This is a genomic window from Gottfriedia acidiceleris, from assembly GCF_004138285.1.
GTDB lineage: Bacteria > Bacillota > Bacilli > Bacillales > Bacillaceae_G > Gottfriedia > Gottfriedia acidiceleris_A.
Map to the genome: position 1 here is coordinate 459,815 of NZ_SCFN01000001.1, position 24,786 is coordinate 484,600.

Below are 24,786 nucleotides of genomic sequence, written 5' to 3' on the forward strand. Positions count from 1 at the left end.
GTGGGAGAAGAAAATGGTTGCAAACGTGGAGCAATATTCATCACAATTATCTGCAAAAATTTGGGGACATCGATTTACGGATGGACAACGTGGTCCGGAGTATGTATTAGAGTTCCTTAATGTACTTGTAGGAGCAAATTATAATCTCGATTCACCGTCTTATTCTAGAAGAAAAGCAATAGGATTGAGACAATTTATCTTTGAAGGAGTAAAAGAAGGTAGTAAAAGGGATATTGTTAAATTAGACGATAGTAAGAAGAAAAATTTATACGAAAAAATCCAGGACCCAGAAAAAGTTGAAGTAATTAGAGAGTTTTTTAGAAACTTAGAAGTTCCGTTAGTGGATGGAAGAGGTAAAGAGGCAGATAGATCGTGGTTTGCAAGGACACTTTACCCATTACATGAATGTTTACTCTTCTTCGAAGTTAGAAAAAAAGGAAATTCAATTGGATATGAGCGAAACTTCTTTTCTAGAGGAGGGGAGCTTTATTACTTAATGCTTTCATATGGAACTGAAGGTCATCCTAAATTAAGAAGTTCAATTGAAAATAAATTAAAAGTCTTATTAAAGAAAAATGTGTCATTGGAGAAGATAGTTGATTCAATTTGTAAGGTGTTAGGTGATGAGGAAAAAGAAAAAGATGAATATCCTTTAAAAGTCAGTGGAGATGTTGAAGCTGCACCAAGTTTGCCCAAAGATACTCATAATAACCCACTTTTTTATTCATTTGCAAAAGAATTAAATCAATTAATGGACATAAACGTTGATATATACGAAATGTTTAGACTACTTACTAGTTTAATTAATTTTCAAATAATGAGATATATTTATGACCGAGCTAAGAATGAAAAGAGCGAAAATATACTATTTTTCTTTGATTGTTTAGATGGTCAAGTAAATCAAATATTAAATATATCATCTAACACATTTAAAAATAATGAATTATTAATAAAGAATAAATTTGAAGATTATTTTAAAGATATTTTCAAGTCAAAAATTGGTGAAATAGAAAACATAAATGACAATCTAGAAATATGGAAAAAGGATCCAGAAAATTTTCTTGAATTTATGGGTCTTAGTAAATTACGTACTAGAAAACAACCAGTTATTAAGACATTAAAACAATGTAAAGATTATAATGACGTAATGACAAAGCTGTTTAATACAGTTAAGGAAGTAGTTTCAGATCAGTTAAAACGCCATCAATTAAGTATTGTTAGAATTCTCGCACGTGATGGTGGAATTGGTAATTATAAAACTGGAACAAATTACAGATATTCAATGACAGACACATTTTTACAAACTCTAGTATTTAGTAATGTTGAGCCAAATTGTTCAATTGAGTTTAGTGATTTCTTAGAAAAAATATATGAGTTATATGGTTTTGTAATTGGTGTGAAACAGGCACGTGAAAGTGAAATTTACGAAAACTCTAGATTAAATATAAGATATTTTCAGAAAAATGAATTAGCACTTCGTGAAAAACTAAAGAAAAACGGATTATTAGTGGAATATTCAGATGCAACAGCTATGATAAAAAATCCATATGATGCATCAGAAAGTGTGGTAATTTCATGAATGAACATCAATTATTAGGGAAATGGTTATGTCAATTATTAAAAAATCACTTTATAGAGCAAAAGAAAGATCATACAGAAAAACTTTTTATTAAGATTAATGGACTAACTAAAGAAAACTTTATTAATGTGTTAACGCAATTAGAAAAAGATTTCACTGAACTAAAGGCATATTATGAACCAATAATAAGAACGATGACACCAATTAAAGGGTTAGAAATTTTTTCATACAAGGAACACGAAACAAGTACTTGGTTACGAAATAATACAAAGACTAATCAAGCTTTGATCTTATTAATTAATGAAACAACACCTGAAGGTCAAAGCTTAGAAAATTTATTTACAATTGATGAAGCTTATTTGATGTCTAAACCTGGTTTAGATGCAATGTATGAAGTATTGTCACAAAACGGAGTAGTTGCATCTGAGGAAATTAAGACACTTAAAACTTTTCTTGAGTTATATAACAAGATATCTGAACCACAGCTTAGAAATGTATTAAGTTTTCTTGTTAATGTAGTTACTGATCCTTCTCCATCAATAATTGAAAAGATTCAAAAATATTTACCTTATGTGAATCTATTTTCAGATGCAAAGTTACAAATTAATACTACTAATATTAATAGGATGAAAAAGAATTTTTCATTGGCAAATCTGCGTGATGGAGCTAGAAGTTTAGATCAAGAAAAACTACAAAATAATCTCTATAGTTTCTTGGAAGAAGAAGAAAAAATTAATTGGGATGGCGAAGAGATTTGGACAAAGGTAGATCCTGAAAAATTTAGAGAAGAAGCTATTGATTTTATTAACCAAAAGAACAAAGAGTTTCTAAAATATGATATTGAACTTGCTGAGAAAATTTTTAAATTTACAATAAAACAACCCACTCTAATTAATCAACTTGAGAATGTCTTAGAGAATAATCAAACAGATGTTAATAACGATCAAGTTGAAAAATTTAAAGAAGGTATAGAAGAAATAGAGAATGGAACAGATGTTGAATTGATTCAAGATTTTGTTGATGAATTTGAAGAGATATTGGATACACAGCCGGGTCTGGTGAAGAAACTTAATCGTTTAATCGAAAAGCGAAGAAATCCTTCTGAATATGAAGATTTAACATTTGCTTTACTTCATGAAGCGTTTAGTATGATTGAAGAGGAAAGAGAGAACGAAAATATAAGGGAAGTACAATTTAAACTTGAAGTAAATAATACTAAATTACCTGAAAATATTATTAAGTTATTATATGTTTATCTAAATAATCTTTCATCAGTTATTCCTTTAATATCATTTGAATCAAATTCTATACCAAAGGAAGCAGATGATACTTCTAAGGACAATGATATAGTATTTAATTTATCGATGATTTTGAATGAAAATGAAATTAATAAAAGAAAATTTAAAGTATATTCGTTTAAACAATTATATCTGTACTCTCTTATTCAACAATTAGAAAATGATGAGTCTATACCTCATATAAACGTTTATGCTGAAAATGAGATAGAAACCCTAGATATAAAACATATATTAAATGATAATGTAAAGTACTATATATCTAGTAATGATTTAGATATAAAAAATAATGTGCAAACGATTAATCATTACTTAGAAGAGTACATGAAGATTTTACAATGCATGTGTAAAGATGGGATTTTCACATTGAAAGTTAATGAACTTGAAAATGACTTAAATGAAGTCCTTTCAAATATCTATACTTCTGTACCTGTAAGTAAACATATCTATCAAATTATCAATTTAATTGGCACCATTGATACGTATGAAAATCAAAAGAATGAAACTGGAATACCTTATGAAAGAATTGTAACTTTATTTAACCCAATTAGATTAATTTCATATATAAAACGTTTTTATTATATTCAAGATCAGTTATTCGATTGGATATGTAAGGCAGCTGAAGGAAATCTTGAAGTAGAAAAGCTAGAAGAATATCTAGAATTTGTAGTTGAAAAAACAAGTAGTCTATCCCCTCGTTACTTTTCGAGTAATGGAGACGATTCGTTTTTAATTGAAACAAAGGAAATCGGTGGAGAAGGTCGATTTATTCTAAATACTCACCCATCAGAAAACGCAGATTATTTAGCTAAAGAGTTTTCAGATGAATTAGTAAAAGTTGTAAAGAATTATTTTGAAGTATATCCGTATGCAAAAGATGGTTTAGAGGTTTTGTTTCTTTATTGTCAAAGTGCGGAACTAGTTACTAAATCTATAGATGAATTATTTAAGAAGACTAAGGTAAAGAAATTAAATTTAACAGTTCATAGTGAAAATGCTGCAAGATTACATGATAGATTAAATAAATGGATTGAACAAAGAGAAGAATTTAATAAACCAGAGATGGGTAAGAGATTTCCTAAGGTTGAAATTAATGTGATTTCAGGAAAAAATATTAATGAAATTGCTAGTCAAGCTGAAAAGAAGATGAGTGATTCTGATATAGTAGCTCTTGTTGATTATTTTGGACAAGGTAATCAGATTAAATATAATTTTGAGCGAACTAAAGTAAATGAATCTTCTAATTGGTTTGAACCAACGTTTAAAGAACCCTTAAAGGCTGACGAAGCAGTAAAAAGAATTAGCTATGTAAGTGAAAATATGCCTGAAGTACTTCAAAACTTCTATCAGCTCCAATATATCATTCAAAGTAATGTTATGCCTGATAAAGAAGAAATAAACGTGCTAAGGAATTTAATATCTATTTCAAATGTAGCCCACAGTTCCTTAATTGACTATATGCATAATAACTTTAATTGGTCTATGATAATGGATCGATATATTGATAAAACATTATTGCAGAAAACATCTTCGAAGGCTGAAATAGTACAATATAAATCTAAAGCGGGGTCTAATAAAAATTTTAAAGTAATCACTTCATCATCTAAATATATAAGAAAATTAACTGAGCAGACTCGTGACCACGCATACTACGATAGATTATATAAGAAATTAGGTTTAATACTTAAAAATCAAAATATTAACAGAGATAAAGTAGTAAATGCAGTTCAGATCGTTAAAGATATTTCTGGTGGATTGGTATTAAAAGTTATAGGTAGAGGAAAATATGCCCATGAAATGATGGCAACTTATTTTACATTAGAAAATCGTTCAGATACTGAAGAAAAATCACTTCAGAATTGGGCTGTTTGTGACGAACTTACATGGTTTGCAAGTAATAAACGTAGACCAGATATGGTTCGTACTACAATCAATAAAGTTAATGATAGAATTAGCATAAATTTTGAATTGGTTGAACTCAAGTTTATTAATCATCGTATTTTCGACCAAGAAAGATTCGATGCGATTAAACAGATAAAATCAGGTGTAAACCTTTATACTAAGTTATTTAATTTTAATAAAAATAAGCTTGATTCAGATTTTTGGCGTAATGAACTTGTCCATTACTTAATCGAAAGACAAGCATATTCACCTGATTGTGCTAAGTTAATAAAAGAATTACAGCATGTATCAATTGAAAATTTAGATGTAAATATAACAGGAGCGATTGATGTATATTGTTATACTTCAAATTTAACTGAGTATCAATTTGATAAGGTTAGTGATGGTGTGTTCTTAGATTACTTAGAAGAAGGTTACAAGAACAATATCTACACACGTTCATATATTTTATCGAAGTTAGGTGCAACTGAGCAATCAATGCCATCATATGAAGAATTAGAAGAAACTGAAGATAAAGATAATATATTTGGCTCGAATGAATTGTTTTTTGAAGAAGGAATAAAAAATGATGATTCAAACGATGCAGATGTAATAGATGTAACAAACGAAAATGATATAGAAGACGAAACAGAAAAAGATGCAGAAGAAGTAGATGAAGAAACCAACGATGAAGAGAATGAAGATATCAATAAAGACAATGATGACGTGGATGTTGATAACAAAGGTGATAAATTAGTTTCTAATGATTTTCCAGAAAAAAAAGCACTTATCAACCTTGAGCTTGAGTATGATACAAATGATTCATCCATTGAAGAATTAAAAGATAAATATAGTAGAAAACTTATAAATAACTTTAATCAAAATGGTGTTTTTATAAAAATTAAAGATTCCATCGTTGGTTCAAGTGTAATAAGGTTAATCTTGACTATTCCTGCAGATTTACCTCAATCAAAAGTTACTAGTCGTTCAAAAGATGTTCAATTATGGTTAGGTTTAAATAATGAACCACACATATTTATTAATAGTCAGGGTATAAACATTGATATAGTACGAGAAAACCCTGAAACTATTTATTTTGAAAATTTTATGGAATTAGTTAGAAAACAACATCAATCAAAAATAAATGGAACAAATCTTATAGCTCCATTAGGACTTGATCCATTAAATAATGTTATTACAATGGACTTTTCTAATTCTGTAACACCTCATTTACTAACAGGTGGAACAACTGGTAGTGGAAAAAGTGTTACTCTTAATTCAATTATCCTTGGCATGATGTGTTTGTATTCTCCGGAACAAGTAAGGTTTGTTTTTATTGACCCTAAAAAGGTTGAGTTTACAATTTATGAAAATAGAATCCATACTCAAAGTGTCATAACTGATATTAATGAAGCAGTTACAGTATTAAAAGGGTTAGTTGATGAAATGGAAGAGAGATATACTCTTTTTCAGAAAGAATTAGTTACAAACCTTGAAGAATATGTTACTGAAGTTGGAGAAAAAATGCATAGGATTGTAGTTGTCTTTGATGAATTTGCAGATTTTATGAGTCAAGAAGGCGATGTTAAAAAAGAAGTAGAAAATGCAATCCTAAGACTTGGGCAAAAGGCTCGAGCTGCTGGAATTCATCTTATTATCTGTACACAAAATCCTAGAGCAGATATTATAAATACAAATATTAGAAATAACTTAGGTGCAAGATTAGCTTTAAGGGCGACTGATGTACATGCTTCAAACGTTATTTTAGGACAAGACGGTGCAGAGAAATTAGCAGGAAAAGGTGACTTTTTAGCAAAAGTGTATGGTGAAACAATTAGAGGAAAAAGTCCTTATCTAACTCCAAAAGTACGAAGGGCACTTTTAAAATATTTTGAAGGTTAAACTTTAAAGTATTTAATACATCTAAATAATCAAATTGGTACTTATTATTGAAGACTCCTTTTAAGGAGTCTTTTTTTATTAATTAAATTCAATATATTGTTAATAACAAGGGAAGTATATTTATTGCATCCTTATCAAATAAATAATAAATGGTAAGTTCAAAAGTAAATTTTGTTTTTTGAGTATTGTTTTTACTAGCTGGAAATTGAAAAAGGTGGAAACATTAATGTCAGTATTTAAATATGCAATAAAAGAAATGATTCAAGAATCAAAAAGTATTTATGGACCGTGTTCATTTCAAGATTATTTAAAAAGTAACAATATAAACAATCAAAGGACAGCTTCCTTTATTTCTGTAGATGCTTACGAGGTTCTTAATAGAGAGTTGAGGGAAAATAATACAATGGTACTGAGGATAGGGGTATCATTGAGTAATAATACACAGTTTGCATTAGTTAAACCTAACTTACCGATAATTGATGAATACTTTCTAAGCGATGAGCAATTATTTACAGATATAAAAGGATCTACTTTTTTACCAACAGCAAGTTACAAACAACTTTTTGGTTTTAATCTTCTACCATCGTTATCAGAAACAACATTAGTAAACTTAGGTTTAGCTTCAGGTATTATTAGTGCTGCACTTAACTTAGATAATTACGAGATACCATTAGCACCTTCAACTGGTAAATCAACTTTCAGTTTTAATTTAAATTTACATAGTGAGTATAATTATGAAGTCTTACATAACAATGGGCAGGTTGAAGTGGACGCAATCTTTATTGAAAAAAGAAATGGTAAAGAAAGTGTATTTGTTTTAGAAGCAAAATCAAATAGTAGCTATAAATCATTAGCAAAGCATAAATTAGTTTATCCTATACTAGCAATTGCTAGTAAAGTACCAAAAGATATGGAAATTATCCCCGTTTATATTAAGGTATTTAATAATAGTGAAGGGCTACATTATCATATTCTTGAATGTAGTTTTCCTGATCCAAGAATTGAGACTAGAGCAATAAATGAACTAAAACCTGTTAAACATAATCATTTAATATTGCCTTTTTTTCAAGAGCTTTAAATTGACTTATAAAGTTTGGATTTATTGTTATAACCAATTAAAAAATCTATTTAAAAAATTAATATTAAACTGAGACCTACTCAATTTTCTGAGTAGGTTTTTTATTTTCAAGTTTAAATAATTAAGAAAAACACGAATTCCCCAAATAGAACCAATACTTTCAAACACCCACTCAATTTTCTGACCATCCCAACAGTTAAGATTAATCAATCAAACCCTATTCTAAAAAAACTGAAGGAGGAATTCCAATGAAAAAATTCACTTACCTATTATTAGCACTTCTAATTACTCTACAAGCAGGCTGTTCATCAAACAACCAAGCAAAACAAACAACAAAAAATTCAAAACCAAAAGAAGAATTAGCCGTCGATAAAGGCCTATTCAACGTAAAGCTAACTCTACCAGCTTCAATGTTCGAGGGTGACGACATCAACAAAGTCATTTCCGATGCAGAAAAAGAAGGAATCAAAGTAACAAAAAACACCGACGGATCTCTAACCTACAAAATGTCAAAGTCTCAACATAAAAAAATAATGAAAGGTATGAGAGAAGAAATTATTAAAACAGTCAATGAAACAAAAGAAAGTAAAGATTTTGCTTCACTAAAGGATATTACTTACAACAATGATTTTTCAGAGTTCACTATGATTGTAGACAAATTAACCTATGAAAATAGCATGGATGGTCTCGCAGCATTTACATTTGGAATGTCAGGAATGATGTATCAACTTTATAACGGAGTAAATCCAAATGAGTATAAAGTCACCATCTTAATAAAGGATCAAGCTACTCAAAAAGAGTTTGATAAAATCGTTTACCCAGATGCACTAAAGGATAAATAATGCTGAATTGATTTTTGAAATTAGTAAGGTTAACAAAAAATTAAAAAGCGAGGTTAAAATTATGAACAGAAAATATTCAAAGCTTGTAAGTTTATTAGGAACAACAGTATTAACAATGTCATTATTGTCAGCATGTGGGCAAGATACAAAAGATGTAACCGTTAAAGAAGACTCATCAAAAACAGAAGAATTAAAAACAACTAAAAAAGAAGTAAAACCAAAACAGTCAAAATTAGGTTCAAGAACGAATCCAGTTCCATTTAAGAAAACTGCTACTGTCGATGACGAATTATATAATGACAATGGAGATTCATTTCCAATTAAGTTTGACTTGACTGTAGAAGAAGTGGTACGTGGAGATGCTGCATACGCTAAATTAAAAAGTATGAACGAATTTAATGATCCTGCGCCAGAAGGTTATGAATGGATTTTAACTAAAGTAAAAGTAAAATTTGTAGAATCAAAGACAGAAGATTTAGCATTCATGATTGATGGAATTATGAATTTTAACGTGGTTAGTGAAAGTGGAGATATATACAGTGGCAATATTTTTGGAACAACAAATCCAGAATTCAGCTTCGAAATGTATGTAGGAAATGAAAAAGAAGGCTACATCGCAAAATTAGTAAAAAAAGGTGAAAAAGCACAACTAAGATATGAGGAATTAGTCGGAGGCCAAGTATTCTTTAATCTTCAATAACTCCAATATTAAATTAAAAACGTTATATATTGAGAACGAAATAATATACTTTTTAAGAAATGTGTACAGAGAAATCTGTACACATTTTTATAGAGCAATTTGGAAAAAATCGTATTAACGTTGAAGGTATTTTAAAAAGTTAAGTTAAATATCTTTTAAAGAAAATAGAAATATAAAAAAGACTATATAAAATTAGTAAAGGAGAATTTTTATTTTATGAAAAAATATATACTTCCGTTTTCAATATTTTTTACAATTGGGGCATCAGCTTGTAGTAGTGAAGAAGCTAATAAAGAAGACCGAAGTGATTGTAATATAAAAGGGAATATCAGTTATAACACAGGAGAAAAGATTTATCATCTAACAGAGGATCAATTTTATGATGTAACAGTCATTGATGAAAGTAAAGGAGAAGCTTGGTTCTGTTCTGAAGAAGAAGCTGAGAGTAAGGGATTTAGGAGATCTGAACGATGAAAAATAAAATATTAATTGGATTATTAACATTGAATATTTGTTTAGTGGGTTATATATTTTATTTTCACATTAAGACAAGCGAAAGAATTAAATATCTTGAAACAAATATTAACAATTTAGATGTATCTGACTCAATCAGTGATATTGAGTCTAGTGTAGAGGAAATAAATAGTGAAGTTGATTATTTAAATAATCATGTTGAAGAAATAGATAATAATATAAGTGATTTAGAGTCAGATCTAGATGAGATTTGGGGAGAATTTTTTTCTGAATAATTATTGAAACATTAGTAAAAAAATTTTAGTCAACCCTATCCAAATCCTAGTTGCTTTTTTAGTGATAAAGAGCCTCCAGATAAGTGAGAGGCTGGTAACAAATGGATAACAAAGAAAAGGTTTTAACCAAGAAAGCACTTGGAAATAGCAGCAAAGTAACAAATTCAAAAGTTGCTTACAAATTACACTCTAAATCAACCGCAGTCGATTAATGATGGAGAGGCATTACTTATTGTTTATCCAGAATCAGCTTTATCTCATGACTCGGGTCAAGACGGAAAAATTGATGCTTCGTATTTTAAGAACTTAAATTTTGATAATATGGAAAACTTTGCAATGAGCAAATTAAAGGAATCAAACCCGGAATATAAGGAGTACAAGAAAAATAGAGAGCCCTATGCGTTAACTTCTAATAACTGTGCGACTTTTTCTGAAAGTGTGATTTCTAAGGGAGGGGAACTATCAAAGCCTTATGTAATAAACCCTTCGCCAATTAATTATGTAGATGAGTATTGGGAGGAAAGGATATGATAAAGTAAGCTTTGATTTTAAAGGTAACAAGATCGAAGTAATAAAACAATAGGGCTGAATCTATCAATCCAGGTTAATTAGTGAAATGAACTTTTCCCTAATTTTCTTTTATTAATGTCCCAAATGAGTTAGTTTCAAAATTAATATTTCCGATTATAAACACACAAGTAGGTAGTCTTACATCATAAACAAGAGAATAACCATTCATAGTTATTCTCTTGTTTCATCCTTCAGCTTAATCAGTTGACTTAATTTCAACCCAAACTATTTGTTTTGATACAATACTATATACTACTTTGAAGATTATTTTCTGATTTTTATCATAGTAACTATGATACTTAAGTTCTTGTCCTCTATCTTCCCAAGCTTCATTGAAATTATTCTTAAGTAATTCAGTAATATCACTGATATATTTTAAATTAGATTTACCATTTATAATTACCTTGTTTTCACTATAAAAGCCAAATAAATAATTTACTTGATTTTTTTTATTTATATCGATTACTAAATTTTCAAAGCAATATTTTGCATTCTCTTCTGAAAATCGATTACTTTTAACATACCCACTTAGATCTACATCGTCGATATTATCATATATTTTTATATTATTTATCGTAATCGAATTTAAAGATGTGCTTTTTAGATTTTTTTCACTATTACATTCCAACAAAATCAAGATACTACTTAGAGATATAAATATAAATAACTTTTTCATTTTCCACCTCGATAACATGGCTTTAACATTAGGAATAGCTAGGAGAATCCATCTTAACCTTCCCACTGAGATTTTATATAGAGATAATGACCACTTCAGGCTAAATTCAATTAATCTATAAAAAAAATTTCTCAATTAATATCTCTATAAAATAATATTAACAGAGTGTAATCTGTATTTTTTCACTAAAATATTACAAAAATATGAAAATTTTACCACTTTTATAAAATGCGGTTATGCGAAAGACCTACTCAATTTTTGAGTAGGTTTATTAAAGTTAGTAAATACTCCCTAAATAAATCTGGTACATTTTAACTAAAATAACAAGGTTTTCTATGCTAAACTTATAAATAGATTAAGAGGTAGATTTGAAATCTATTAATCGTATTTATTTACTAAAAAATGTTTTAAATTAGGTAGCATTTGTTACAAAAAAATAGATTGGAGTTATTACAGATGAAAAAACTTGTTATTGGTATTCTTACAATTGGACTTATTCAAAGTTATTCAATTATTTCAACTGATGATGCTAGTGCAGCTGTGAAAACATTTAAAAACTGTACTGAATTGAACAAAGTATACAAGGGTGGAGTTGCCCGTAGTTCATCCGTTAAAAATAAAGGCGGTAAAACTAAATATAAACCGTATGCATCAAAAGCTCTATATGACGCTAATAAAAAAATGGATCGAGACAAAGATTTAATAGCGTGTGAAAGATAAGTTTAAGAAGTAAAAAATATTGGTTCTCAAGAAGGAACTAACTATCTCAGACTGTTGGCAAACTTGATTTTTATGGAGTTTGTCTACAGTGACCAATACTATTTTAAAGTATTATTGCAGTCTTCAAATTTTTGAAGACTGTATTTTTTTTTTTCTGAAATCTTCAATTTATTATCACATTTATAATGAATTTAATAGAATTTACTATGTTAATCTTTTCACAAGTTAGTAAAATTTTACTTAGGAGTGAGACTTTTGAAGAAAAGCTGTTATTTACTCAAACTAGTTAAATTGTAAAAATCATATGATACTTGCTATAAGAGAAGAAATAAAAAGAGCTACTAGTTTAATTGGTTATATGGTGTTAGAAGATGACTGGGATGATGATAGAAATCTAATCTTTGTGAGAATATATACTTTTGATAATTTAAGAGACGATAAACAAGATGCATTATTAGAACTAGCAGAAACTTTTATTGAGTTTAAACCGAGTGTAAATCTTAAAGTGGATTTTTTTGTTGCAAGTGAGGTTATAAAGTTATATGAGAAGAGTTGGGAAAATGATATGAATAGGATTCCTGTTTATCAATGGTTGATAGATGCTGATAGTGAAAATCCAATTAGTTTAGCAAAATTAAAAATTGATTCATTAAATCATCTATCACAAGATGAATAAATAAGAACTGAATGATGTGGAAGAGAGACTTTTAAAGATGACACTAAAAAAGTTCGTTCAAATTAAATATGCGAAACCCTCTAAGTTATATCCAGAAAGGCTTCGCTATTTTCTTGTAGTTAAGGGTCTGTAATACCTACATTTCGTAAAAGTTCGGGGGAATAAAAATGATATTAACAGTCTTATTTTTAATTTTATTACTTATTCTGGGGAACGTATTATTTAAAATTCTCCCCTGGAAGTATATTACTGCACTATTTGGAATTATTGTATTGCTATTAATAGGTTTTTTCATTGTTGAGCGTACTTCTATTTTAGTAAAAAATACACTACTAGAAAGTACTTCACTAAAAAGTGAAAGATTGAATGAAATTAAGATTGATAAACAAGTTACACCTGAACTATTGTTAGATCTAAAAAGTAAATATGGTAGAACAGTTAAACACACAGATATTGTAGTAATACTTTCTGTTGAAAATGATAGAAACTATCAATTTAAGAAATTATATATTGGAATTAAAAACAACAAAATTAATAGTATTATTTCTGAAGATCCTAAACTAAAAACTAATAAAGGTATTGGAATAGGAGATGATAAGTCTACTATTATGAATAAGTATGGTAATAACTACATTCACTCGCTTGAAGAAATAGGAGAAACGATATCGTATCTTGATAAAGAGAGAAATGTAAAATTGACTTTCATAATGTATAAAGAGAAAGTATTTCAAATTATTCTAACTAAATATTAAATTAAGGAGATAAATTATGGGCATTTCAATTGTTATTATTTTTATGTTTCTTTTTTCATTATTTTCTTTAGTTATTGGTTTAATGAGAAAACAAAAATATATTATAATTATTTCAAGTATAATATTACTTATATCTTTAGGATTAGGAGCATTTATAATCGTATTTATTTTTACATCAAAAAAATCCGGCCCAATAAATGAACCAGATTTCTCAAGTCTGCTTAATTTCCAATCTACGCGCAACCAACGACAAAACATAATTAACAATAAAATACATCAGCGAAACCATCACCATAACAGGGATTACATAAGATTCTTTCTGCGCATAAATAATTTGTCCATTGTGCAATAAATCGGGCAACGCAATAACAACAGCTAACGATGTATCTTTCAATAAAGAGATAAACTGACTAACAATCGGCGGAACCATTCTTCTCAATGCTTGAGGCAAGACAATATAACGTAATGTCTGAGTGTAATTGAGGCCGGACGCACGAGCTGCTTCAATCTGTCCTTTTTCGATCGAGTTTAATCCACTTCGAATAATTTCTGAAATCATAGCTGATTCAAAAATCGTTAATGCTGCGATGGCGGCTGTCGTTATTTTCATTTCAATCCCGATTTCAGGTAGGGCAAAGTACGTAAAGAAAATAATCAGTAACAAAGGCAAGTTCCGAATCGTCTCAACAATCGCGACTAGTAATTGAGTAACAACAGGAATCTTCGTATATCTAAGCGTACCAATAAGTCCACCAATAATGAAACTTAGTACAATTGAAATGGCAGCGACCTTAAGGGTGACCCAAAATCCTTCTAGCAAAAACTTGATATGATTTAGTGTGTATACATCAGAGAACGGCTGCAGAAAATCCATTCATCCACCTCCTTAATTACTTCTAGCCAAGCGTTTTTCTAAATATCCTACTCCAATACTTAAAGGAATCGTTAAGACTAAGTAAAATAAGGCTACGAAAATATAAGTATCAAACGTAACGTATGTCATTGCAGATATTAGATCGCCTTGATACATTAAATCTCCGCCAGCTACGACTGCTAATAATGATGAATTTTTTACTAGATTTAGAAATTGGTTGCCAAGGGGAGGGATTACGATTTTTATCGCCTGGGGAAGTATAATGAATCTCATTGCCTGTCCGTAAGTCAATCCTGTCGAGCGAGCGGCTTCCATTTGTCCTTTTGGAACAGAGAGGATACCGGCACGGATTGCTTCGGAAATGAAGGCTGCTGTATAGATGGTTAATCCAATTGTTCCTGCGATCATCCCACTAAAGCTTCCAGCTAAATAAGTGAAAAAAATAACCACTAGTACAGGGATATTACGGATAAACTCAACATAGATCGAACCTAACCAGTTAAGCGGTTTAATTGGAGCAATTCGCATAACAGCAATAATTGTTCCTAAAATAAAACTACATAATAAAGCTATTAAACTAGTTAAAATGGTTACTCTTAATCCTTCTAAAAAATACTCCATATGATCTGTTAGTATCGAGAAATCAATCAAAGGATTTCCTCCTAATTATCAGGAAAAGCAGGCCCGTAAAATTACGGACACTGCAGATCCCGACGATAAAATATTTAATTTTTAATCCATTTATTCTTAATTTCATCGTATTTACCTGAATCTTTCAGGCTTTTTAATGCCTTATTTAAGGCATCGACAAGCTCTTTATTACCTTTCTTAACAGCAATTCCATAAGGCTCTTCTGTAAAAGTTCCACCTACTAATTCAAAAGAAGGATCTTCTTCTTTCATCCCATAAAGGATTGAATCATCAGTCGTTAGGGCATCACCTTTACCAGCTTTTAAGGCTGTAAAAGCTTCTGCATAGTTTTCGAATTCAAGTACTGTTGTATCAGGAGCTTTCTGGCGAATATTTACAGCAGAAGTGGATCCTTTAACAGCAAGCACTTTTGTCCCTTTTTTCAAGTCAGCAAGTCCATGAACTTTACTGCCTTTTTTAACAAGCAATGATTGTCCCGCATTAAAGTAAACATCAGTAAAATCTACTTCCTTTTTACGTTCTTCATTAATGGTCATTGTAGCGACTACCGCATCAACTTTGCCATTATTTAAGAGACCAACCCTAGTTTTTGACGTAACCTCTATGTACTCAGGTTTAACATCATCGCCAAACATTTCTTTTGCCAGTGCTTTGGAAAGATCAATATCAAATCCTTCAACTTTACCTGTTGATGGATTTTTCAATCCAAATAAACGAGTGTCATATTTTACACCAAATACGATTTTCTTATCATCCTTAATACGTGCAAGAGCATCTTTGCTTTTAGAATCATCCTTACCACCACAACCTGCAAGAACTAAGGCGGCCGTAGTTGAAACTAATGCCATTTTCATGAATTTTTTTAGAAACATTCCATTACCTCCTATTAATGATTTAATATACGACTGAGAAATAAGCGAGCCCGTTCTTCACGCGGGTTCTCATAAAACTCAGCCGGAGTTGCTTCTTCTAATATGCGACCCTCGTCCATAAAGACGATTCGGTCGGCAACCTCTCTGGCAAAGCCCATCTCATGAGTCACGACAACCATCGTCATGCCTTCCCTAGCAAGAGTCTTCATAACATCTAGCACTTCACCAATCATTTCAGGATCAAGTGCTGAAGTAGGTTCATCAAAAAGCATAATATCCGGTTTCATCGCAAGCCCGCGAGCTATTGCCACACGTTGTTGCTGACCACCAGAAAGCTGGGAAGGATAAGATTTCGCCTTCTCTAAAATGCCTACCTTTTCAAGAAAATGTTTGGCTGTTTCATCAGCAACTTCTCTAGATTGGCCCAGCGCTTTCATAGGAGCCAGGGTGATATTTTCAAGCACAGTTTTGTGCGGATACAAATAAAAATGCTGAAAAACCATTCCAATATTGCGTCTTAGCTTATTGAGATCTGTTTTTTTATCCCCAACTGAAATCCCACTGACAGTAAGTGTCCCGTCATTAATTGCTTCCAGATGATTGATACAACGCAACAAAGTACTTTTACCAGAACCAGACGGACCAATCACGACAACAACTTCACCTTTATTGATAGTGAGATTAATATCTTTCAAGACTTGAAAATCGCCATAAAACTTATTTACATGTTTAAATTCAATCATTCCTGACCTCCTGTACAATTTTTTCGAATATGTAAATTGGAGAAATTTGGGAATCAATATTTTATATGTATGCTTGTTCACATTTTCATATCACGCTAAATTACTTTTTAGTCTTTTAGGACGAGTACTTGTGTACTAGACAAAAAATAAAGATAAACTGAATCAAAACAATAGCCGGAAGCACTATAGAAGTGTTTCCGGCTATTGTTTACTAAAATTTATTATGAAATAGTAAATTGGTTCAATGGAACTGCTAGTAAAAATAGACTAGTATTTTTTAACCATAATTTTTACCAATTAAATATGTTAAAATTAAAATTAGATTAAGTTACATATAAAATACATCTTATGAATTTTACTAAATAAACGGAGGATTCCATGGAAAAAAACCGTGAACGCTTTTATAATTTAATGAAACTTCTAGAAAGAAAAACAGATATTGATCATGAATTTACCTTTGATGAAATAAAGAAGAGATTAGCAGCAGGTGAAGATGATTTTAAGTATAGTAAAAATACATTTTTAAAAGATATATCTGTATTAGTACATGTAGGTTTTGATATAATTGAAAACGCTTCAGATGGAAAGGCAACAAAATATAGCCACCAAGAGAGACTGTTTGAACTACATGAACTCCGTTTATTAGTAGATGCGGTTACTGCTTCTAGATTTTTAAATAAACAAGAAACAAAAAAGATTATTGATAAATTAAAAAAGCTTACGAGTGATAACGAAGCTAAAAAGCTTCACAATGGTATTATCCCAGATACAGCCATAAAAAGTGAAAGCAACCGAATTCACTTTTCAATCGATCAAATTCACCAAGCAATTGCCGAGAAAAAACTACTTACATTTCAATATGGTCGATACAATATTAAGAAAGAATTTGAATTAAGCCATGATGGAAAAGAGTACTCAGTAAAGCCACTCGCAGTAATTTGGTCAAATGACTACTATTATTTGATTACTAAAAGCTTACCTGATGATAAACTGAGACATTTCCGTGTAGACCGAATGCGAGAAGTTAAGAGAACGGAAGATAAATTCCCTGATGATCGTTTTAATGTAGATGAATATTTGTCTACAGTTTTTAATATGTTCGCTGGTGAACCTGATTACGTAAAAATCAAATTCAAAAAAGGATTATTAAATGTCGTACTTGACCGTTTTGGATTAAAGGCCGATATTCAGCAAGTGGATGAGGAGCATTTCATTTTAACTACAAAAGCTGCGATTAGTGATGGATTGATTACTTGGATTTTAACATGGGGTAGAGATGCTCAGGTAATAAGTCCACCTTCAGTGATTGAGAAAGTACAGGAACAAATTTTTGAAATGAGCAAGTTGTATAGTATGAATTTACAACAATAAATCTTTACTAAATGGAGTATCTTTCTTGGATACTCTTTTTTCGTTTAACGAAGAATAAAATAGTAAGAGGTGAACAAATGAATATTGAACTAATTAAGCATTATATTGATTATTTTAGTAAAGACGATTTTGAATTTTTTACAATGAGAGGTCGCTCATTTACATATGATGAAGAAGTAAATGAGTTTATTAATGCGTTTTATAATTCTGATCTTAGTGATCCTAATTATTTAGGAAATTTGAATCATTATCAAGAACCTTATTTCGAATTAATAAAAACGGCTGATAAGGATTTAATCAAATCTATTTTTACATATTACGTTAGAGGAGAACGGTTTTGTGAAGGTATGTGGGCAGATGCAATAAGTGATAAGATATTTTTGAGTATATTAATTAAGTTAAAACAGCTTGAAGAAGAATCTTGAAGTAAAAATAATAGCTTCAAGTAGCCTTTTGCTACTTGGAGTTCTTATTCTATTTAACAAGTTTGTTTGATTACCATATTTTCTAAAACATTCATACTTATTTCATAATTACCTAAATTAATTTCTGTTTCTATATGTTACTATTTTCACAAGACAAGATAAAAGGATTTTTCTACCTATAAAGCGGGGGGATAAATGTTGAAGGGAATTTTCTATTCTATTGTTTCAATTATTGGTACAGGGTTAATAATCTGTTTATATGCATTGTTTTCCTTGCCAAACCCTGAAACAAAGACCAAAATCGAACAGCATGAAATAAGCACAAAACTATCTTCAATTAACCAAAAACTATTGATTCCAGCTGGATATAAAAAATCAAGTATCTATCTGGTAGACGATGGCTTTACTTCACCCCATGTTGAAGTGAAGCATTTAAACAAAATTAACATAAGGATTCATTCATCAAATGGCTTAGATTACGAAGGTGGGAAAAAGGTTAGAACTAAAATTCTAAACAATATAAAAATAAGAGAATATCAAACTAAAGATAAAAGAGTGATCTATATTTTTAAAGTAGGTCAACTTAATTATTTATATGAATTCCACGACCTTTATAGGGAAAGTATTGATGAGTATTTATCAAAAAATATACTTTAAATAGTGGGGTGATGCAATGTATTTTGGGGATTACTTATTTCAATTTTTTATTTATGGGATTCCATTATTGCTTGTTATAATTAGTATCTATTTTATTTTTAAAAAAAGAAGGAATTAGTGGGAAATCTGAATGCTTGTGATACATACTAAAAAAACAAAAACCAAGGAATTAATCCTTGGCTCAATCATCTGACTTAGTGACTTACAACTTTTAAAGTAGCTGCTTGGCTAGTATTTCCAGCAGCATCCTTTGCAGTTACAGCAATAGTGGTTCCTTTTTTCTGTGCTTTGATCTTAACAGTAAAGTTTCCTTTTGAATCAGCTTTGGCAGTACCTAGGACTTTACTTCCAACTTTCACGGTTACAGTTGAGTTGGCTTCAGCTTTTCCAGTTACTTTCAAATCGTTATCATCTACTCTATTAACCTTTGGCTTAGCTGGTGCAATAACATCTACAACGGTTACAGTTGTTGCTGCACTTACATTCCCAGCAGCATCTTTAGCGGTTACAGTCAGCTTTGTTCCTGCACTTTGAACGGCAATAGGAAGCGAATAGTTTCCAGAAGAATTAGCTTTTGCAGTTCCCAGTACTGTAGATCCTCTTTTAACAGTAACAGTAGAATTAACCTCAGCTTTACCAGTTACAACTTTATCATTATTATCAACTTTATTTACTATAGGCTTAGCTGGTGCGATAACATCAACAACTTTTGTAGTTGCTGCTGCACTTGTATTACCTGCAGAATCTTTTGCATAAACACTTAAAGTAACTCCTGCTTTTTGTGTTTTTATTGTTACAGAATAAGTTCCTTTTGATGATGCTTTAGCAGTACCGATTTGAGTACTTCCTACTTTTACACTTATAGTAGAGTTAGCTTCTGCTTTACCTGTAACAACTACATCATTATTATCCACTTTATTTATGATCGGTTTATTTGGAGCAACATTATCCTCGAAACCAGTCGCGATAGCATATAAGTCATCTTCTGTATTATTGTCAATATCGTCTGCATTATCATAATCCATAACTCCTACATAATAAGTACCAGCTTTTGCTTGATATGCTTGGTACTCAGTCCCATCATCGTCATATTCCGAACCTAAGTATACTAATTTATTACTCTCAACAAAATCCTTTTCTACAGCTGCAAATAATAGATCAATATTAATAGAGTTAGTTGCCCCAGCAACATATAAAAGTCCATCAGTCGGTACGACTACTTTATGTAAATCTAAATCATACAAAGGTAGTAACTGCCCAATCAAGATTTTGTCATATGATGTATTGTCTGCATAATTAAACTCATCATTATATTCAGTCTCATAAATAAAATCATCATCTGCACTAGTGACATTACCTTTATTCATAGTCCCCATTTTATTAAAGCTTTTTACAGAAAAGGATCGAGCATAGTTTACTTCTTTTCCAAGCTGATTAAACGTATGAAAATCTAGGATTCCTTTTTGAAGAGGCTTTTTAACCTGATGTTCAATCATCTTCTTTGAAAAATCGTACGCGTTTCCTTCTGCCTTAACATTTCCTAAAGACAATGGTGAAACTAATAATCCTAAAGTAACCAATGATAAGATTTTTTTATTAAGCACCAAATCACTCCTAATGTTTATTATTAAGAACACTGAGGTCTCTAATGCTACTATAAAAAATAAGTCATAACCATGGGCTTCAATACACATTTATTTTTCGACAATTAGAAAGACTATAGGCTTGTTTAATGAAAGTCTAATAATCGAATATTATAGTAATAAATCTAAATAAGACTGTCTGTGACGATTTCAAGTAAAGTTTAAATAAATGAATCAATATAATTTTTTAAGAATTTGGAATTACTCTGGTAAATTATCAAACTATTATCATATGCGAACAATCTGAGAATCATCATTAGGATTCTCTTTTTTTGATGTTCAATTTTTTGAACACCTCACTTTATATAATAAAGTCATCAAATGTAGGAGGTATAAATAGTAGAGTGTTTCTGTATGTGTAGTTTAATAAATTGAAAGATTTTAGGGGGTAAATCATGAAAAAAAGAAGTTTTATGTACTTATTTTTAACATTTATAATTATGTTTTCATTTTATTCAAAATCAGCTTTTGCTGAAATAGGAGATCGTAGCACTCCATATAGTGCATGGTTTAATTATAATTTTTTACTTCAAGAATATGAATGGGATACTCCTAAAGAAGTGGAATTGCAATTAACCGATATGTATACAGGTGAAGAAGCAAATGAAATTGTAGCAAATGAAAATATGTTTAATACTAAACCAGCAGAAGATGAAGAATGGATTGTGATGGGATTTAATTTAAAATATGTTTCAGGACCAGAAGAACCTTTATACGCTTATGATGTGGTTTATAGTTACGATAGTTTTTATACGAAATCTGGTCAAAAAGTTAACCCAATTGATACTGCTTCATTTTCAGGCCAGTTAGAAGGTTTAGATGAATACGATGTAGAGTTATATCCGGGTGCAGAATCTGAAGTTTATTACGGTATATTAGTGAAAAAAACAGTTGGCTATCCAATTATTCGAATTGGAATGGGTTATGATTCTCGTGCAGATCAAACGAAATACGGATGGTTTTCAACTGATCCAAATTATGTAGAGCCTATACTTTCACCAACTAACGTAAAGGCAGCAGCTAGTTCATATAATAGCGTTAAATTAAGCTGGACAAAAGCTGATGATGTGTCAGGTTATGAAATTTATCGTTCTACTTCTAGTACAGGTACGTATACGAAAATAGCAACTACTTCAAGTACTTCGTATACTAATACAACTTTAAATACAGGTACAACTTATTATTATAAGATTAAGTCTTATAAAACAGGAACAACTACACAATACAGTGATTATAGTAAGGCAGTATCAGCAAAACCGGTCCTGTCTACACCAACATCCGTAAAAGCAGTTTCATCTTCATACAATAGTGTGAAAACGAGTTGGGCAGCTGTAAGTGGAGCTAGTGGATATGAAGTTTACCGATCAACGTCAAGTACGGGAACATATTCACTTGCTGGTACAACTTCTTCTACAAGCTTTAATAATACAGGGCTTACTACAAATAAAACTTATTATTACAAAGTTAAATCTTACAGAATTGTTGGAAGTAAGAAAGTCTATGGAAATTATTCAACAGTAGTAAGCGCAAAACCAATTCCATCAGTTCCAACTAATTTCAATGTGGCAAAAGTAAATTCAACTAGTGCAAAAATATCATGGAGTTCTGTGAGTGGAGCAAGCGGTTATGAAATTTACAGATCTACATCAAGTGCTGGATCATATAGTTTAGTAAAAAGTACAACTTCAACGTCTTATACAAATAGCGGTTTAACAAAAGGAAAGACATACTACTATAAAGTAAGAACGTATCGAACAGTTGGAACTACTAAAGTATATAGTGGTTGGACAACAATCAAGAACGTTAAGCTTTAAGCATTAACAAATCATAATTGATATTAAGTAGAGAATCATTTAATGATTCTCTTTTTTTTAAGTATCGATGGTACTCTATTATTTAAATTCAAGATAACATCTAAAATAAAAGAGATTATGAGGAATAGTTACAATTTAAGGAACAAACCTTAATAATTAGTTCATCTTCATACATTATTCAAATTTAGAACATTTTACCAGAAATTAATATGTTAATATAATCAAAAAAAACAAAACATTTTCTCGGGGGTGGGTTAAATTTGAAAAGTTTCTACTATCTAATTTTTAGTTACTCAATTTTCATTTTAAATGTCACCTTCAACGGATTTAACAACTTCAATATATTTTTAAGTTTAAGTTGTATTAGTATTTTATTAAGTTTGCTTAGTTTTCTGGTTTCAATTATTTCATCAGATAGGAGATGGAAAGAAAAGATCAACATTGGTCTAAGTTTGAATTTAATTCTAGTATCATCACTTTGGATTAACATAGTATATGTTGGGGTTTAAATGGTTTTAAATAGTAATTTCAAGAAAAAGGTGAGTATAATGGGGAACTTTTTTAGAGTAATATTATTTCTTATTTTAACTTTTATTGTGATCGTTTTTTTGTTGATTTTCTTTTTAGCACCGGGACCAAAAAATGAAATTAGCGGATCTTCAAAAAGTGTCCACTTTATAGAAAAACAAAATTTTTTTAAAGGCTTTGTTGATAGAGATATCATTACAACTATTACCGTTGAAGAGCAAAACAGTTGAAAATAGTTCTGCACAGCAAGGTTTTGTTCCACAAAAAAATGGGACAGGATTCTATTTTGTAAAAGAAAAAAATAACTTCTATTATCAAAATAAAACGACTGACTAACTAATAGCAGTCGTTTTACCTTATTATCTAAAACTCACTTCTTACAATCATAAGCAACCAAAGTAATATCCAATTCCTCTTCCAAATTCTCAATCTTACTCTTCGCATCACTAGTTAAATCTGCAATAAAAAAGTCACTGTTATTTAAATCTTTATTCTCATTACTCATTTTCAAAATCCCCTTTACCAAAATTTTACCTTTTTATTATTCCCTGTGGTAAAAAAACTATCCAAGCTATAATTGGACAATTAAATAAAATTTTATTACGTAAAAAAGCAATAAGACGGATAACTTACTTTAGAAATTCATATTTGTTAAACTATTTATATTATTTAAACAATTTAGTGGGAATAATAGGCTTACAGAAAGGGTTGGATGTATGGATAAGGATACGGTATTTGCAATTGGAGATATACACGGCAGTATAAATGAATTAGAAAAATTACTTAAACAATGGAATGCAGATTATGAAAGGCTAGTGCTACTTGGAGATTTAGTAGATCGTGGTGAGAATCCATACGAGGTTTTGATAAGAGCGCAACAATTAGAAAAAGAATATGGAGCGGTTGTTTTACTAGGAAATCATGAGCAAATGTTATTGGACTGGCTTGAGCAACCTGAGTTTAAACAAGCGTATTATTACGGACAAGGTGGTTTAGAAACAATTAATTCATTTTTTAAATTTGAAATTACAAATAAAAGAGGTCCGAATGAAGTAGCGCAATTAATGAAAGAGCAATTTGAATCTGAACTACAATTTATTAAATCTAGACCATTGTATTTTGAATGGGAAAATTATGTTTTCGTACATGCCGGAGTCGATCTTAATCTTGATGATTGGAAAGAAACGACTGACAAGGAATTTTATTGGATTCGCGATGAGTTCCATTATGGAAAAAATGAAACAAATAATACATTTATTTTCGGCCATACTCCAACATCAATACTTCACAAGACTGAAGGCAAATTCGATATATGGTATTCACCTTGTAAAACAAAGATCTGTATTGATGGCGCAGCTGCATATGGTGGGATTTTACATGGGATTAAGGTTAATAAAGTTGGAATTCTATCAACATATTCAATTCCTTCTAAGACAAAGTCTACCAAGTATGAAATATAATTTTATAAAAAATTGAAGAGCTTCAGTAATTATGTATAGTAGAAAAAGACCAAATTTTAGTTGTCTTCTCAAAAAGGGACGTAACTGCTTAATTTTCAATTTAGTTTTCCAAGAAAGGTAGCCTTTATTTAAGAAAAAGGCTGCCTTTTTTGATAATAGCCAGGTCAAATTAATTGAATGTAAATGCAGTTGTGGGAATTGACATTATAAAAAAAAATAGGTACTATTATATGTTTTTGGATTATTATGATAAAATTAATCTTATTCAAGTTCATTTTGAGGTAAATGGTCATTTGAATAGGAAGAAGAGCTATCTATATGAGCTCTG

The 24,786-nt window shown here is 30.2% G+C and carries 24 protein-coding genes; 17 read left to right on the forward strand and 7 right to left on the reverse strand.

The features are described from left to right. Positions 1-13 precede the first annotated feature (13 nt). The 8 genes from EP747_RS02015 (at position 14) to EP747_RS02050 (ending at position 10,557) form a co-directional block, all read left to right on the forward strand. Positions 14-1,579 carry a hypothetical protein gene (locus EP747_RS02015; protein ID WP_129688301.1) on the forward strand — a complete coding sequence of 522 codons (1,566 nt, stop codon included), beginning with the start codon at positions 14-16 and terminating at the stop codon, positions 1,577-1,579. Beyond that, on the forward strand, positions 1,576-6,657 hold the full coding sequence (locus EP747_RS02020) for an FtsK/SpoIIIE domain-containing protein (protein ID WP_129688302.1): 5,082 nt from the start codon (positions 1,576-1,578) through the stop codon (positions 6,655-6,657). The genes EP747_RS02015 and EP747_RS02020 overlap by 4 nt, the downstream gene beginning before the upstream one ends. 226 nt (positions 6,658-6,883) lie before the next feature. Beyond that, positions 6,884-7,735 (forward strand): DUF6997 domain-containing protein, encoded by an 852-nt coding sequence (locus tag EP747_RS02025; protein ID WP_129688303.1) that lies wholly within the window; start codon positions 6,884-6,886, stop codon positions 7,733-7,735. A 248-nt stretch (positions 7,736-7,983) separates the two neighbouring features. Then, a complete protein-coding gene (locus EP747_RS02030; protein ID WP_129688304.1) occupies positions 7,984-8,577 on the forward strand; it encodes a hypothetical protein in 594 nt (197 codons plus the stop codon). A gap of 61 nt (positions 8,578-8,638) precedes the next feature. Beyond that, positions 8,639-9,277 (forward strand): hypothetical protein, encoded by a 639-nt coding sequence (locus EP747_RS02035; protein WP_129688305.1) that lies wholly within the window; start codon positions 8,639-8,641, stop codon positions 9,275-9,277. Between the two features lie 216 nt (positions 9,278-9,493). Then, positions 9,494-9,751 (forward strand): hypothetical protein, encoded by a 258-nt coding sequence (locus EP747_RS02040; protein ID WP_205753796.1) that lies wholly within the window; start codon positions 9,494-9,496, stop codon positions 9,749-9,751. After that, positions 9,748-10,026, forward strand: a complete 279-nt coding sequence (locus tag EP747_RS02045) for a hypothetical protein (protein ID WP_129688306.1) — start codon at positions 9,748-9,750, stop codon at positions 10,024-10,026. Before EP747_RS02040 ends, EP747_RS02045 begins: the two co-directional genes overlap by 4 nt. Before the next feature lie 171 nt (positions 10,027-10,197). Continuing rightward, a complete protein-coding gene (locus EP747_RS02050) occupies positions 10,198-10,557 on the forward strand; it encodes a hypothetical protein (RefSeq protein WP_129688307.1) in 360 nt (119 codons plus the stop codon). Positions 10,558-10,792: 235 nt separating this feature from the next. Here EP747_RS02050 and EP747_RS02055 read toward each other — a convergent pair whose 3' ends face one another. Continuing rightward, positions 10,793-11,272, reverse strand: coding sequence for a hypothetical protein (locus tag EP747_RS02055; RefSeq protein ID WP_129688308.1), 480 nt, complete (start codon positions 11,270-11,272; stop codon positions 10,793-10,795). A 456-nt stretch (positions 11,273-11,728) separates the two neighbouring features. On the opposite strand from EP747_RS02055, the gene EP747_RS02060 reads away from it, so the two are divergent. The 3 genes from EP747_RS02060 (at position 11,729) to EP747_RS02070 (ending at position 13,420) form a co-directional block, all read left to right on the forward strand. Beyond that, entirely contained in the window at positions 11,729-11,992 is a 264-nt protein-coding gene (locus EP747_RS02060; protein WP_129688309.1) for an excalibur calcium-binding domain-containing protein, read from the forward strand. A gap of 304 nt (positions 11,993-12,296) precedes the next feature. Then, positions 12,297-12,668: a hypothetical protein gene (locus tag EP747_RS02065; protein WP_129688310.1), complete on the forward strand. Its 372-nt coding sequence runs from the start codon at positions 12,297-12,299 to the stop codon at positions 12,666-12,668. A 167-nt stretch (positions 12,669-12,835) separates the two neighbouring features. Then, positions 12,836-13,420: a hypothetical protein gene (locus EP747_RS02070; RefSeq protein ID WP_129688311.1), complete on the forward strand. Its 585-nt coding sequence runs from the start codon at positions 12,836-12,838 to the stop codon at positions 13,418-13,420. A gap of 211 nt (positions 13,421-13,631) precedes the next feature. On the opposite strand, the gene EP747_RS02075 is transcribed toward EP747_RS02070, so the two are convergent. The 4 genes from EP747_RS02075 to EP747_RS02090 form a co-directional block, all read right to left on the reverse strand. Continuing rightward, the gene (locus EP747_RS02075) at positions 13,632-14,294 is read right to left on the reverse strand and encodes an amino acid ABC transporter permease (protein ID WP_129688312.1); all 663 of its coding nucleotides are present in this window, start codon (positions 14,292-14,294) and stop codon (positions 13,632-13,634) included. 12 nt (positions 14,295-14,306) lie between these two features. Further along, positions 14,307-14,945: an amino acid ABC transporter permease gene (locus tag EP747_RS02080; RefSeq protein WP_129688313.1), complete on the reverse strand. Its 639-nt coding sequence runs from the start codon at positions 14,943-14,945 to the stop codon at positions 14,307-14,309. A 74-nt stretch (positions 14,946-15,019) separates the two neighbouring features. After that, a complete protein-coding gene (locus tag EP747_RS02085; RefSeq protein ID WP_129688314.1) occupies positions 15,020-15,817 on the reverse strand; it encodes a transporter substrate-binding domain-containing protein in 798 nt (265 codons plus the stop codon). A gap of 14 nt (positions 15,818-15,831) precedes the next feature. Next, entirely contained in the window at positions 15,832-16,560 is a 729-nt protein-coding gene (locus tag EP747_RS02090) for an amino acid ABC transporter ATP-binding protein (protein ID WP_129688315.1), read from the reverse strand. A 378-nt stretch (positions 16,561-16,938) separates the two neighbouring features. Here EP747_RS02090 and EP747_RS02095 point away from each other — a divergent pair, with 378 nt between their 5' ends. The 3 genes from EP747_RS02095 to EP747_RS02105 all read left to right on the forward strand — a co-directional run bounded on the left by EP747_RS02095 (position 16,939) and on the right by EP747_RS02105 (position 19,013). Continuing rightward, complete coding sequence (locus EP747_RS02095) at positions 16,939-17,931, forward strand: helix-turn-helix transcriptional regulator (RefSeq protein WP_129688316.1); 993 nt, start codon at positions 16,939-16,941, stop codon at positions 17,929-17,931. 77 nt (positions 17,932-18,008) lie between these two features. Next, positions 18,009-18,356 carry a DUF6508 domain-containing protein gene (locus tag EP747_RS02100; protein WP_129688317.1) on the forward strand — a complete coding sequence of 116 codons (348 nt, stop codon included), beginning with the start codon at positions 18,009-18,011 and terminating at the stop codon, positions 18,354-18,356. A gap of 195 nt (positions 18,357-18,551) precedes the next feature. After that, positions 18,552-19,013, forward strand: coding sequence for a hypothetical protein (locus EP747_RS02105; protein WP_129688318.1), 462 nt, complete (start codon positions 18,552-18,554; stop codon positions 19,011-19,013). A 194-nt stretch (positions 19,014-19,207) separates the two neighbouring features. Here the strand turns inward: EP747_RS02105 and EP747_RS02110 are convergent, their stop codons facing one another. Beyond that, entirely contained in the window at positions 19,208-20,617 is a 1,410-nt protein-coding gene (locus tag EP747_RS02110; protein ID WP_129688319.1) for an Ig-like domain-containing protein, read from the reverse strand. A gap of 434 nt (positions 20,618-21,051) precedes the next feature. On the opposite strand from EP747_RS02110, the gene EP747_RS02115 reads away from it, so the two are divergent. Continuing rightward, the gene (locus EP747_RS02115; protein ID WP_129688320.1) at positions 21,052-22,470 is read left to right on the forward strand and encodes a fibronectin type III domain-containing protein; all 1,419 of its coding nucleotides are present in this window, start codon (positions 21,052-21,054) and stop codon (positions 22,468-22,470) included. A 509-nt stretch (positions 22,471-22,979) separates the two neighbouring features. Then, positions 22,980-23,228 (forward strand): hypothetical protein, encoded by a 249-nt coding sequence (locus tag EP747_RS02120; protein ID WP_129688321.1) that lies wholly within the window; start codon positions 22,980-22,982, stop codon positions 23,226-23,228. A gap of 140 nt (positions 23,229-23,368) precedes the next feature. Here the strand turns inward: EP747_RS02120 and EP747_RS25035 are convergent, their stop codons facing one another. Beyond that, the gene (locus EP747_RS25035) at positions 23,369-23,503 is read right to left on the reverse strand and encodes a hypothetical protein (RefSeq protein ID WP_268875887.1); all 135 of its coding nucleotides are present in this window, start codon (positions 23,501-23,503) and stop codon (positions 23,369-23,371) included. A gap of 211 nt (positions 23,504-23,714) precedes the next feature. Between EP747_RS25035 and EP747_RS02125 the strand changes: the two genes are divergently transcribed. Next, a complete protein-coding gene (locus EP747_RS02125; RefSeq protein WP_129688322.1) occupies positions 23,715-24,458 on the forward strand; it encodes a metallophosphoesterase in 744 nt (247 codons plus the stop codon). Positions 24,459-24,786 lie beyond the last annotated feature (328 nt).

Excerpts from the sequence above, each read along its gene's own strand:
- EP747_RS02015 (WP_129688301.1), top strand. The coding sequence starts at position 14 with ATGGTTGCAAACGTGGAGCAATATTCATCACAATTATCTGCAAAAATT.
- EP747_RS02020 (WP_129688302.1), top strand. The coding sequence starts at position 1,576 with ATGAATGAACATCAATTATTAGGGAAATGGTTATGTCAATTATTAAAA.
- EP747_RS02025 (WP_129688303.1), top strand. The coding sequence starts at position 6,884 with ATGTCAGTATTTAAATATGCAATAAAAGAAATGATTCAAGAATCAAAA.
- EP747_RS02030 (WP_129688304.1), top strand. The coding sequence starts at position 7,984 with ATGAAAAAATTCACTTACCTATTATTAGCACTTCTAATTACTCTACAA.
- EP747_RS02035 (WP_129688305.1), top strand. The coding sequence starts at position 8,639 with ATGAACAGAAAATATTCAAAGCTTGTAAGTTTATTAGGAACAACAGTA.
- EP747_RS02040 (WP_205753796.1), top strand. The coding sequence starts at position 9,494 with ATGAAAAAATATATACTTCCGTTTTCAATATTTTTTACAATTGGGGCA.
- EP747_RS02045 (WP_129688306.1), top strand. The coding sequence starts at position 9,748 with ATGAAAAATAAAATATTAATTGGATTATTAACATTGAATATTTGTTTA.
- EP747_RS02055 (WP_129688308.1), bottom strand. The coding sequence starts at position 11,272 with ATGAAAAAGTTATTTATATTTATATCTCTAAGTAGTATCTTGATTTTG.
- EP747_RS02060 (WP_129688309.1), top strand. The coding sequence starts at position 11,729 with ATGAAAAAACTTGTTATTGGTATTCTTACAATTGGACTTATTCAAAGT.
- EP747_RS02065 (WP_129688310.1), top strand. The coding sequence starts at position 12,297 with ATGATACTTGCTATAAGAGAAGAAATAAAAAGAGCTACTAGTTTAATT.
- EP747_RS02070 (WP_129688311.1), top strand. The coding sequence starts at position 12,836 with ATGATATTAACAGTCTTATTTTTAATTTTATTACTTATTCTGGGGAAC.
- EP747_RS02075 (WP_129688312.1), bottom strand. The coding sequence starts at position 14,294 with ATGGATTTTCTGCAGCCGTTCTCTGATGTATACACACTAAATCATATC.
- EP747_RS02085 (WP_129688314.1), bottom strand. The coding sequence starts at position 15,817 with ATGTTTCTAAAAAAATTCATGAAAATGGCATTAGTTTCAACTACGGCC.
- EP747_RS02090 (WP_129688315.1), bottom strand. The coding sequence starts at position 16,560 with ATGATTGAATTTAAACATGTAAATAAGTTTTATGGCGATTTTCAAGTC.
- EP747_RS02095 (WP_129688316.1), top strand. The coding sequence starts at position 16,939 with ATGGAAAAAAACCGTGAACGCTTTTATAATTTAATGAAACTTCTAGAA.
- EP747_RS02100 (WP_129688317.1), top strand. The coding sequence starts at position 18,009 with ATGAATATTGAACTAATTAAGCATTATATTGATTATTTTAGTAAAGAC.
- EP747_RS02105 (WP_129688318.1), top strand. The coding sequence starts at position 18,552 with ATGTTGAAGGGAATTTTCTATTCTATTGTTTCAATTATTGGTACAGGG.
- EP747_RS02115 (WP_129688320.1), top strand. The coding sequence starts at position 21,052 with ATGAAAAAAAGAAGTTTTATGTACTTATTTTTAACATTTATAATTATG.
- EP747_RS02120 (WP_129688321.1), top strand. The coding sequence starts at position 22,980 with ATGGTTTTAAATAGTAATTTCAAGAAAAAGGTGAGTATAATGGGGAAC.
- EP747_RS25035 (WP_268875887.1), bottom strand. The coding sequence starts at position 23,503 with ATGAGTAATGAGAATAAAGATTTAAATAACAGTGACTTTTTTATTGCA.
- EP747_RS02125 (WP_129688322.1), top strand. The coding sequence starts at position 23,715 with ATGGATAAGGATACGGTATTTGCAATTGGAGATATACACGGCAGTATA.